Source organism: Blastocatellia bacterium, assembly GCA_016713405.1.
Lineage (GTDB): Bacteria > Acidobacteriota > Blastocatellia > Chloracidobacteriales > JADJPF01 > JADJPF01.
On sequence record JADJPF010000003.1, the window covers coordinates 484120 to 496797 of the forward strand.

The 12678-nt window shown below is 36.4% G+C and carries 6 protein-coding genes; 1 reads left to right on the top strand and 5 read right to left on the bottom strand.

All coding sequences use genetic code 11. The features are described 5' to 3' along the window. Position 1 precedes the first annotated feature (1 nt). The 5 genes from IPK14_05595 to IPK14_05615 all read right to left on the bottom strand — a co-directional run bounded on the left by IPK14_05595 (position 2) and on the right by IPK14_05615 (position 9808). Entirely contained in the window at positions 2-4234 is a 4233-nt protein-coding gene (locus IPK14_05595) for a tetratricopeptide repeat protein (GenBank protein ID MBK7992896.1), read from the bottom strand. Positions 4235-4596: 362 nt separating this feature from the next. Then, complete coding sequence (trpE, locus tag IPK14_05600) at positions 4597-6102, bottom strand: anthranilate synthase component I (GenBank protein ID MBK7992897.1); 1506 nt, start codon at positions 6100-6102, stop codon at positions 4597-4599. 4 nt (positions 6103-6106) lie between these two features. Next, positions 6107-6799 carry a bifunctional phosphoribosyl-AMP cyclohydrolase/phosphoribosyl-ATP diphosphatase HisIE gene (locus IPK14_05605; protein ID MBK7992898.1) on the bottom strand — a complete coding sequence of 231 codons (693 nt, stop codon included), beginning with the start codon at positions 6797-6799 and terminating at the stop codon, positions 6107-6109. A gap of 152 nt (positions 6800-6951) precedes the next feature. After that, on the bottom strand, positions 6952-7707 hold the full coding sequence (gene hisF / locus IPK14_05610; GenBank protein ID MBK7992899.1) for an imidazole glycerol phosphate synthase subunit HisF: 756 nt from the start codon (positions 7705-7707) through the stop codon (positions 6952-6954). 97 nt (positions 7708-7804) lie between these two features. Beyond that, on the bottom strand, positions 7805-9808 hold the full coding sequence (locus IPK14_05615; protein ID MBK7992900.1) for a SurA N-terminal domain-containing protein: 2004 nt from the start codon (positions 9806-9808) through the stop codon (positions 7805-7807). A 364-nt stretch (positions 9809-10172) separates the two neighbouring features. On the opposite strand from IPK14_05615, the gene IPK14_05620 reads away from it, so the two are divergent. After that, positions 10173-12584, top strand: coding sequence for an endonuclease MutS2 (locus IPK14_05620; protein ID MBK7992901.1), 2412 nt, complete (start codon positions 10173-10175; stop codon positions 12582-12584). Positions 12585-12678 lie beyond the last annotated feature (94 nt).

The following is a 12678-nucleotide window of genomic DNA, read 5'->3' on the forward strand; positions in this document are numbered from 1 at the left end:
ACTAGACACCTCCATCTTTGTTTAATTCTTGGGTTAGTTCTGCTAAGTCATTGTAAACAATTTGCTTATTTTTTAAGAAACTAACACGGTTTGCATAAGTATTTAATTCTGATGATAATAGATCTATTACTTCCACGGATTTACGTAGTAATTTAACGGCAGCTTTTTTATCGCCTTTTACTATTTCACATCGTGCAAGCCCATATAAAGCACGCCATTCAAAGACAGGACTACCAGATTGACGGGAAAGATCTAAAGCATATTTGTAATAACTTTGAGCGTCTTTCATATTGTTAATTGCAGAAAGTGAATCACCTATGCTAACTAGGGTTTCTAGCTCTGTAGGTCTTAGACCTAGTTCTTGAATTAATTTTTGTGCTTTAACAAATTCTGATAGAGCCGTTTCATGATTACCTTGACCCTGGTAAAGTAGCCCAATATTAAGCAAAATAGATGCTTCTGTAGGACGATCAGATGTTTCTTTAGTAATTGCTAAGGCTTGTTGGTAATATTCATAAGCTTCTTGATAGCGCATTTGACGGCGATAATGCTCGCCTATGTTATTAAGAATAGAAGTTTCACGTAGTCTATAACCCATATCACGAGCAACTTTTAGAGCGCGTTCAAAATTTCTTAAGGCATCAGGAAATAGACCAATTTCTAAAAGTATTGCTCCAATCAGGTTATAGCAACGTTCCTGGACTAGTCGATAACCTGTAATGGTACTAATTTCTAATGCTCGTTGTGCTGACTCTTGAGCTTTTTCATATTGACCTAAACGAAAATAAATTACACCCATACCCCAAAGAGCATTGCTTTCCTGGAAGCGATCTTTGATTTTTCTAGCCAACACTAAAGCACCTTCATATTGTTCTAGGGCTTGAGAAAAATGTCCTAATCCTTCATGAGATGCTCCTATTACCATTAAGGCTTGAACTTCCCATTCAGAATCTTCTATTGAGGTAAGTACGGCTAAACCTTGTTCACCATATTCTAGTCCACGTGTTAATTGACCATATTGGCGATAAAGTTCACCAAGTGCAGTAAAAGCACGTCCAACTAGCTTTAATGATTTTACTTGTCTAGCAAGCTCTAAGGTTTGTCTTAATTGGGATTCAGCACGTTGATGATTGCCTAGCTGCATAAAAAGCTGGCCGTAATTTAAGTGATATTGAGCCATGCGGTCAGACTCAATCTGTAAGCCACAAGCAGCAAGCTGAAGGATTTTATTGCCGCCAGTAGTACGATTTAAGCTTTCATCCTTAAGCGAAGCCATTAAATTTTGAATAGATTTTTCTGCCCATTCATAATATTTAGCCGCTTCTGAGAAGGCTAAAGCACGCCATGCTAGATTTCCTGCTTCTACAGCATAGCTTAAAGCATGTTCGTAATCTTCAGCATTATAGTAATGATAGACCAGTTCAGCCGCGATTTTATTGGCACGGTCGGCATAGAGTTCTTCTAATTTATTGCCAATTTGTTGATGCAACCGCTTACGACGACGGCGGCTAGTGCGTTCATATAAAACTTTTCTAACCGTACTATGGTAAAAAGAATAGCGATCTTCTCGTGAGTGTGGTTCTTCTTTTAAGATATGTTCTCTAAGTCCAGCTTCAACAATACTTAAAAGCTTGTCTTCGTCAAAATCTGTAACAGCTTGTAGGATTTCAAAAGTAAATTCATCGCCTAAAATAGCTGCTTGGGTAAAAACTTCTAAATCCTGAGCCGCTAGTTTTACTAAATGAGCCTCTACTAAATCAACTACAGAGGTTGGAAGGTGAATTTCACCTACATCTTTACAATGCCAATGTTCTCCAGTCCATTGAATAGCTTTTTCTTCTTGAAGAAGTCGGACTATCTCCATTATATAAAAAGGATTACCCTTAGTTTCCTGACAAACTTTACTTAGCATTGCTTGAGAAATATTTATATATCCAAACATTGATTCCAAAACTTTAGCAGTTTCAGTCTCAGTTAAAGGTGATAGTTTAATTTGTTCTTGAGATCCATAGCGGCTCATCTGTCTTAGCCAACTACGCACAGGGTTGTTTTCGTTAGTTAATTCCCATTCACGCGAAGTTGCAACAAAAAATAAGCGTTCCCCTGAACTATTACGGATTAAATAAGCTAGAAAATCTAAGGTAAGCTCATCTGCCCATTGTAAATCATCTAAAAATAAAATTATTGGACGTAACTTAGATAAATTTACATAAATTCTTACTAAATAATCAAAAATGCGATATTTTTCCTGCTCTGCATTAGCAACAGCTTCACCACTAAGTAATATAGATAGAGGATCATTACTACTAAAATCTGTAATAACTTGACCTGCCATAGAACCAAAAACTTCTTGGGTCTCTGCTTGGTTATATTCCATCAAGTAATGTATTGATCCTCGAAGAGAATCACAAAAAGCTTTATAAGGAATTGCTCCACCAGATTCATAGAAACGGCCTTGTAAAAATAAAACATCTTTTCCAGCAGACTGACGGCGAAACTCTTCTACTAGACGGGTTTTACCTAGTCCAGCATCACCAGTAATTAATACAAAACGCCCACGTCCAGCTACACTTTGTTCAAAATTACGTTGTATTTTTTCTAGTTCTGTTTTACGACCAACAAAGTTTTCAAACTGAATTTGAGGTTCTACACTATTACTTAGTTGACTAAGCTGGCCGCTTTGACCCTTACGGGCAACTTGGCTATGACCTAAAGTTTTTGCTTTTGCTAAAGATTGTTTGGCAATCTCAAAAAGGTCTGTAGCATCTGTGCTATCCATAGGATAAAAGGCTATTCCTGCTGATAGTGAAACTTCTAGTCCTTCAGGTAATTCTTTAGTAAGTAATCTAGTTTGTTTTACTACGTTAATTAACTTAGTCGCAAGCTGAACTAATAATTCTGGCTGTCTAGTTGCTGCCATAGTAGTCAAACCGTCTCCAGGTGCGCGGCAAAGCGTCATTTGTTCAGGTAGGTTTTGGCTTAGTAGATGTCCTACTTCTCTAATTAATAAGTCACCAAGTAAATAACCATAGGTATTGTTTACTTGTTTAAGCTTATCTACACCAAAAATAATTATTCCAAGAGGCTCATTAAGTTGCGCACAACGGAGCAAATTTTCTTCTAAATTACGAATAAAATAACCATGTGAATGTAGTCCAGTCAAACTATCATAATTAAGAAGTCCGCTTTTACGTGCTGAAGGGTTTGCACCTGTTTTAGGAGATGTAAGAAATTTACTACTAGCTTCAGCAATAGGCTCAATCAAAATGTCTACAGATTCAGTAAGCGTAATACCAGCCAGGGCCTGCTCTAGTTCTTGTCCCATTTCACGAGCGGTTGCTGGGCGTTTATTACGATCGTTGGCAAGTGAACGTAAAATAGGTGTTTCCACTGCTTCGGTAAGATCAGGTCGAACTTTGCGAATCGATGGCGGTGGTTCTGTTGCATGCTGAATAATTACTGCCGAAAGTGTACGACCTCTAAAAGGCACATTTCCCGTAAGCAGTTCATATAGAATAATTCCTAAACTGTAAATATCGGCTCTTGGGTCAAGAGGCTCTCCGCGGCATTGCTCAGGAGAAATATAGTAAGGTGTTCCTACCATCATCCCTGCTTCAGTAAGTTTAGTTAAGGCATCGCTAATAATATGTTCCCGAAGTTCTGCAACACCAAAATCTACAACTTTGATACTTTCAGAATTATCTGAAAGTTTTTCTACCATAATATTTTCTGGCTTTAAGTCACGGTGGATGATTCCTGCTTCATGTGCTGCATGCACAGCATTACAAACAGTGCTAATTAAAGAAATTGCTCTTGGAATAGATAAAGTTTTTTGTTCTTTTAATTCGTCTCTTAAGCTATGACCTCGGATATATTCCATTACCAAAAAAGTATTACCTTCTGGTAAATTTCCCATGTCATGTATTGTTACTACACAATTATGGCGAATACGAGCAGCAGCCTGAGCTTCACGACGAAAACGAGCTACGGCTAAAGGGTTCTTTAAGGATTCTTGATTAAGAATTTTAACGGCGACGTTATCACCTATCTGCATTCTAGTTGCTAGATAGACAGTAGCCATACCACCAATACCGATACAGCTTTCTAAACGGTATTTTCCTTCTAGCAGCTTACCTAACATAGGGTCTGGGCCAGTTTCTAGTGATTGACCATCGTAAGGACACATTGTTACAGCATCGCTATATTCTTGGTGGCAAACAGGACAGCGTTTCATAAATCTTTTAATTTACTAGAGATCTATAGAATTTAAGTTTATTAGTCTATAAACAAAGTAAGTTAGCATTTTTTAATTTCTTGAGTCCTGAAGGGACGAAATAATTGTAGCCTAGGTCGTAAGACCTAGGCATAGTGATTATACATAGCTAGAATCGCGTAGCGACGGCATAATAAACCTAATTAGCACAATATTTTAATTATGTCGTCACATTTGTAACTCTATTATTTTATATCATCATACGTAGGGTTGAAACCCTATGCTACAGTTATGTCGCCCCGTTGGGGCTTAAGATTAAAATATCAGAATATTTAAGTTACAAGGCAAAATAAATATAGCCTAGAAATTTAAGCTTAGGTTTTTTATAATTCTTTTTCTGCAATTTCTACAGCTTTGAGTAAAGCACGGGCTTTATTTACAGTTTCAATATATTCTTTTTCTGGAACTGAGTCAGCAACAATACCTGCTCCGGCCTGGATATAAGCTTTACTATCTTTTACTAGAATTGTACGAATAGCAATACAAGAATCAAGGTTTCCTGAATAATCTAAATACATAACGGCTCCAGCATATGGCCCACGTCTAGTAGGTTCAAGTTCATCAACAACTTCTAATGCTCTTACCTTTGGTGCGCCTGAAACTGTACCTGCTGGAAAACAAGACACTAGAGCATCAAAACAATCATTACCAACCCGCAGTTCGCTACGTAGTTTTGATACCATGTGCATTACATGCGAATAACGTTCAATAGACATTAAATCTAGTACTTCTACAGAGCCAATTTCAGAAACGCGGCCCAAGTCATTACGACCTAGGTCGACTAGCATAATATGTTCTGCCACTTCTTTTTCATCTGCACGGAGTTCTTCACCTAATAAAGCATCATCAATATCATCTACACCTCTTGCCCTAGTTCCTGCAATTGGACGATAATCTAGTTTTCTGTCTTTACAACGAACTAGCATTTCTGGGGAAGCACCTACTAAAGACATATCTCCCAGATTTAAGTAAAACATATAAGGTGAAGGGTTAATCATACGTAAGGCACGGTAGATTTGAAATGCTGGAGTAGAAATATTAGTTTCAAAGCGTTGTGATAAAACAACTTGGAAAATATCTCCAGCTTTAATATGTTCCTTGGCTCGTAATACGGCTGTTTCAAATTGTTCTTTGGTAAAGTTAGAACGTACTAGAAAAGATGCAGTAAGTTTATCTTGACCAGAATAGCTAGTATTTTTGTTAGGAAGGATAAGAGGAGTGCTAAGCTTTTGTTCTATTTGCTCAATTTCTACTAAAGCCTGCTGATACTTTTCTTCTAAGCTTACAGCATCGGTTCTTTGAGTAAATACATTAACAATTATTATTAGCTGTTGTTTTACATGGTCAAAAGCCAAAATAGATGAAAAAAACATAAGTAGCGCATCATCTATCTTTAGGTCATCAGGATTTTTATTAGGTATTCTTTCAAACCAACGAACCATATCATAGCTTAAATATCCAACTGCTCCACCAGTAAAAGGGGGTAGATTAGGTGGTTTTACAGGGATTAAATGCCCTAAATATTGACGTAAAGCATCTAGTAATGTTCCTGGCAAGCGTTCTACTTGACCGTTTTTAATTGTCTCTACTGTGCGGCCACGTACCCGAATAATTAAGTTAGGTTCTACCCCTAGAAAAGAATAGCGAGCAACTTGCTCGCCTCCCTCAATAGACTCTAGTAAAAAACAGTAAGGATTAGACTGTTGAAGTCTTAAGTAAGCTGCTACAGGGGTGAGCAAGTCAGCAGCAATTCTTTTGGCTATAGGAATAACATTTCCTTGGCTAGCCATCTGAGCAAATTCTGAAAAATTTTTTGGGGTGACAAACATGACTTTATGTGTACTTTCGTTCAGTAGCTTTACTAGCACGCTGTTTTAGCTCATTAAATATATCTTCTAAATGTACACCTCGCTCACTCATTAAAACTAGTAGGTGATAAAGTAAATCAGATATTTCTGCTGCCATTTGTTGGGTAGAATGATTTTTAGCTGCAATAATGGTTTCTGCCGATTCTTCCCCAACTTTTTTTAGAATCTTATCTAGTCCAGCATTAAATAGATAAGTGGTATATGAACCTTCTGGACGTTTCTTTTTTCTTTCTTCTATTAGGCGATAAAGTTCATCTAGGAGAATGCCTAATTCTAATGAACTTTGATTTACTAGGGAAATACTTTTTTGCAAATGCTGGTATTCATTTTCTTGTAATTGACGATGAAAGCAACTATCTTCGCCTAAGTGACAGGCTGGGCCCTCAGGGTCAACCATTACTACTAGCGCATCTCCATCGCAATCTAGCCGAATATCTACAACATTCTGGAAGTTACCAGAAGTTCCCCCCTTGTGCCATAATTCTTTCCGTGAGCGACTCCAAAACCAGGTTTGCCCTGTTTGAAGTGTACGAGTTAAGCTTTCCTCATTCATATAAGCAAGTGTCAAAATCTCATTCGTGCGAGAATGTTGGACAACAGCCGGGATTAGCCCTTGCTCGTCAAACTTTAAGTTTTGAATAAGTATTTCGACAGACATAAACAGTTTTTTACTCCTAAAAACAAAATATTCTTTATTTGATTTGTTTGCTATTTTAGCAAAACTTATTTGTTTAGGACAAAGCAGGATAGGATGTTTAATGATTGGAAGAGCTTATTTACCAAACTCTAGTAAAATTTCCCCGATCTTTTTTACCTAACTAATACACCTTGATCAGCTAAATATTTCTTTGCTTCTGAAATGCTAAATTGCCCAAAATGAAATATTGATGCAGCTAAAACTGCTGCTGCTTTGCCAGTTGTTAATGCTTTGTAAAGATGCTCAAGTGTTCCTGCTCCACCAGAAGCAATTACAGGAATTTTAACTGTGTCAGCAATTTGGCTAGTTAAAGCTAGGTCATAACCTTTTTTAGTGCCGTCCATATCCATACTAGTAAGAAGAATTTCTCCTGCTCCTAGCTCTTCGACACGGCTGGCCCACTCTAAAGCATTTAACCCGCTAGCTTTACGTCCTCCATGTGTGTAAACTTCCCAGACATTTGGACTAACTTCTTTAGCATCAATAGCTACAACTATACATTGACTCCCAAAACGGGTTGCTGCTTGTGAAATTAAACTAGGGTTATTTATTGCTGCTGTATTAATAGAAACTTTATCTGCTCCAGCTAAAAGTATTTCTCTAATGTCTTCAAGATTGCTAATTCCACCTCCAACCGTGAAGGGAATAAATACACAATCTGCTACATCTCTTACCATCTTTAATACTGTCTTACGCTTATCTGATGATGCAGTAATATCTAAAAAAATTAACTCATCTGCTCCTTCTTGATCATAACGATGGGCTTGAGTTACAGGATCTCCTGCGTCGGATAAAGAAAGAAAATTAATACCTTTAACCACTCGACCATTATCAACATCAAGACAAGGGATAATTCTTTTAGCAAGCATAAATTTCCTTAGAAGAAAAATAGGCTTGCTATAATCAGCAAGCCTATAAAATTAGATTTTTTAGTGGTCTTGGCTTTTTGCCTCTAAAACAGAGTTTTTATTGTCCTGGAGGGGGAGCAGCCATTTCTTGAAAGATCTTTTCTACAATTTCTTTATAGACAGTAATTTTTCCATCTGCCTTCATTTTTTTCTTAATGTTTTCTAAGTAAGCTTCATAAGTCATTGAGCGGCGTTCTTCTAATAAACGTTCCTCAATTGCATTAGCTTGCTCATTATATTTTTGGTTACTTGGGTCATTACGCTTAGTTACAGCAAAGAGTAAATATTTACCATTGTTAAAGATAGGTTCTTTGGCAACTTCGCCTGCTTTTGTCGCTAATGCCATAGGAGCAACACGACTAATATCATTAAAGTTTTCTAAGGATTGACCATCTTTAAAATCATCCCGGGTAGCTACTTTTAGACCAGCTTTTTCTATGGCTACTTTTAATCCATCAGCAGTATTATTAGCTTCTGCCAAGATGGATTTTGCTTGAACAGCAGCTAAATCTTTGACTTTTGAAGCTTTATATTTTTCTACTACCTTGTCTTTAACTTCTTCAAATACTGCATCATGAGGTTCTTTTATTTCTAAAAGTTTTGCAATTGCAAAACCACCACGAACACCCACTTTAACGCCAACATCACCAACAGCTTTTAAGTTATTTGTAGCTTCTTCAAAAGAGGGGTTATTGCCAATTTCAGGTACATCATCCCCAGCAGCAAAAAAGGGAGTTTGTTTTAAGGTTTCCTCTACTTTTAAGCCTTGTTTTTGTGCTGTTTCTGCTGCAACTGCTTTGATGTCTTTCTTTTCTGTTAATTGTTTAACTATTTCATCTGCTAGGTCTGAAGCTTTTTTATAAGAAAGCCGATTACGTGCAGAAGCTACTAAACTTTCCTTAGCTTCCTCAAAGGTCTTATTTTTACGATCAAGGACTTTAATAATACAATAATTATTTCCATCTGCTAAAGGGTCGCTAATTTCACCTACCTTCATTGTAAACACACGTTGTAAATAGCTACCAGGTTTAACAGTGTCTTTTTTGATTACGATTTCTTTATCTTTTCCTGCATCTTGTGAGTTTCCTCTTGCTAAAGCAGCAAAATCTTCTGCCTGCGCACCTCCTGAACCTTTTGCACGGCCAACTATCTCAATAGCTTTCTTTTGCACAGTTTCTTTATCTGCTTCTGTCAAAACTTTTAATACAATTTGCTGTATTTTTACTTCAGAAACAAACTTTTCTGGATCATAGTCTTTTTTTAATTCTTCATCAGAAATTTCTAGCGTTTTACCTATGGCATCCTGATTGATGTAAATATATTCGACCTTACGTTGGGCTTTATCAATACGAAAATCTGCTTTATTAGTATCAAAATAGCTTTTTAAGTCTGCATCTGTGTAGGTGACTTTATCATTTAGGTTAGTAGTTTCAAGCACTGTATAAAGTAGGTTAAAGGAAGTATTTTCCTTGTTAAACTGCTCCTGCACTTCTTGAGGGGAGACCTGGACAGCACTTGTAATAAAACTGCGTAATTTTTCGTCAGCTACTTGCTCACGTAAAGATTCTTCAAATTGTCCTACAGTTTGGCCGGATCTTTCAATATAACGTTGGTATTTTTCATATCCTACCCATTTTCCATCAACAGTAAACTGTTCTCTAATACGGGTGCGGACTTCTGCATCTGTAGTTTCTAAACCAAGTCGTTTAACTTCCAAAGCTATAATTTGTTTGCGGATTAAGTTTTGTAGTAGGGTTTTATCTAGTCCCATACTACGTACTTGATTAAGATCCATATCCTTACCACTTTGTTTCATAAATTGTTGATACATTTGCATCATATTGGTAAGGCCAAACATATAGTCTTGGACTGTAACTTCTTCTTTATCAATTTTTGCAACTAAATCAGAATCCTTAAGTGACATAGGTCGGCCATCAGCCGTAAGCGCGTTTTGTTGCTGCATTGGAGCATAAAAAACTACCATACCTAGTGTGACTATTGCAGAAGCTACTATCCAAATGGCTTTTTGAGAGCGTTTGCTTTTATTTAATGTTTTTAACATTTAAGAAAGAATACCTCCAGCGTTACTACAAATTAAGTAGTTATAAGTAAGCCTACAAGAAAATATACTATCGATTTAAGTTTAGAATAAATGTATATGTTATTTTAGACAAATAATAGAATGTTTAGATTTAGGGCTTACTTACAAAAAGGCAATTTTAATTTAGCAAATAACGCTTTGCAACGTGTTTTAGTTATCAATAAGCTTAAGCAAAGCAGTTGCTAGTTTTAAGAATTTGCTATTAAGTTGCAAGCTAGCTCTTGACGAACCTTTAGATAAACTTTTATCATCAGAGTTTATTCTTTTTGCCTAGAAATTACTAAATCTATATAAAACACACTAGGTAAAGCTAACTTTAAGTTTTATGAACCAACAAGCTTTTGAACCTTTAGAGTTTAATCAACTACGTAACTTACTATCAATTTATGCCCAAACTCCTATCGGTCGAAAACAACTACTAGAAATTACTCCTTTAACAGATCTTCATGTAATTGAGCGGTTGCATAAAGAAGTCAAAGAATGCAGTGATTATCAACGTGAGTTTGGCCGTATTAGAATTAATGAAATTGCTGATCCTGCTCCACTTTTAGCACGTCTAGCCATCAATAATACCTATCTTTTAGCTGAAGAATTACTCTCACTTCAAAGCATTATTAGCACAGGACACGATCTTAAAGTTCAATTTAGAGAAGTTGAAGGAAATTTTCCTGCACTCTCTACAATTATTAGTCAAATACCTAATTTATCAATACTTTACAAGCGTCTAAAAGATACACTGTTACCCTCAGGGGAAATTAATGAAGATGCTAGCCCAGAATTAAAACGCCTACGCCGAGAAATTAATAACTTACGCAATCGTATTTACAAGCATTTAAGTAATATTTTAGAGTCTGCTGGACAAGAAAATGCTGTCAAAGATGAATTTGTCACCCTTCGTAATGGTCGTTTTGTTATTCCTGTAAGAAATGACTTTCGCGCTCGTGTTCCGGGTGTAGTTCATGGAATGTCTTCTAGTGGTGCTACTGCTTTTGTCGAGCCAATTTCATCTATAGAAGAAAATAATGAAATGGTTAGACTTCAGGAACTTGAAGAAAATGAAATAATAAAAATACTTTTTAGTATTTCTGAGCAATTACGTAAAGAATTACCTGGTCTAAGGGCTTTAGTTAAGGCTCTTTCAGAACTAGATTTAGTAATAGCTAAATCTAATTTTGCTCAAGAATATGATTGTATCAAGCCGGAAATGAACGAGATGGGAGAGTTAAAACTTGTTTCGGCTCGTCATCCAATTTTAGAAAAAACTCTACGAACAACACCTAATAAAATAGTCCCAATTACTTTAGAATTTTCTAAATCCAAGAATGCAATGGTTATTAGTGGCCCTAATGCGGGTGGAAAAACTGTAGTATTAAAAACGGTTGGCCTACTTGCATTAATGGCACAATCTGGAATGCATGTTCCTGCTCATAATGCACGCTTACCTATTTTTAAGGATATATTGGCCGATATTGGAGATCATCAGTCAATAGCAGCTAATTTATCTACGTTTTCTTCTCATATTCGCAATATTAGCGAAATGGCTGCAACTGTTAATTATCCTGCATTAGTAATGTTGGATGAAGTTGGAACAGGTACAGATCCAGAAGAAGGGGCAGCATTAGGTGTAGCAATTGTGGATTACTTTAAGCAAAAAGGCGCAATTGTTTTAGTTTCAACACATTATAATCCGCTAAAATTTTATGCTACAGAAACTCCTGGTGTAATAAGTGCTTCTGTAGAATTTAATGAAACAACCCTCCAACCAACTTATCGCCTATTGATTGACATTGCTGGAACCTCTAGCGGGATAGAAATTGCAAGACGTTTAGGCTTACAGGAAGAAATTTTACAAGTTGCAAGAAAAAGACTTGACCAAAGGGATATTCATCAAGCAAACTTCCTGCGAACCATTAAAACCGAAGCTCAACGCTGGCAAGATCTAAACGTCGCGCTAGAAAGTGAGCGTCAAGCAACAGCAGAAAAATATCATAAACTTAATGATGATTTTGCTGCTCAAGAACTATCACGCCAAAAAGAGTTTGAAAAGAATTTAGCTAATGTAATAAAAGATTTTACAAAACAATCAGAACAATTTCTTGCTGAACTAACAGATAAAACCTTAGCTGCTAAATTGCTTAAAGAACAACAAAAGCGCGTTTTTCAGATAAAAAAACAGGCTCAAGATTTAAGTGTAAAAAGCAAATCTACTATTTCAACTCCAACTAAACAAACGGAGATAAATAAAACTAGTAGTGATGAAAATAAAAAAGCTTTTGTTACTAGTTTTTCCATCGGCGATAAAGTAGAAACCGAACTTGGTCAAAAAGGTATTGTAGAAGAAATTAAGGGCGATGATGTTTTTGTTCGCGTAGGTGCTATGCGCTTTAAGGCTTCTCGTTTTACATTAAAATTCGTAGGCAAAGAAGAGAAAAAAGCTAAAAATTATCGTCTACCTGCTGGCGTAAATTTAACTAGGGAAAAAGAGAACACTGCTAGCAGTGAAATTAATGTTATTGGTTGTACTACAGAAGATGCCTGTGATCGAGTAGACCAATTTTTAGACCAAGCTTTTTTGGAAAACTTTGACCGTGTTCGGGTCGTTCATGGGTCAGGCCAAGGAAGATTACGTAGTGCTATAGGAGCGTTATTAAAGTCGCACCCTCATGTAGCTAACTTTTATTTAGCTACTTCTGCTGAAGGTGGATCGGGTGCAACAATTGTTGAGTTAAGACAATAAAAATTATCCATAAAAAGTTGTTAAAAAGTTGTTAAGAAATATTAAAAATAGATAAATAATAAATTAATTAACCTAGTGTTAACAACACTAGAGA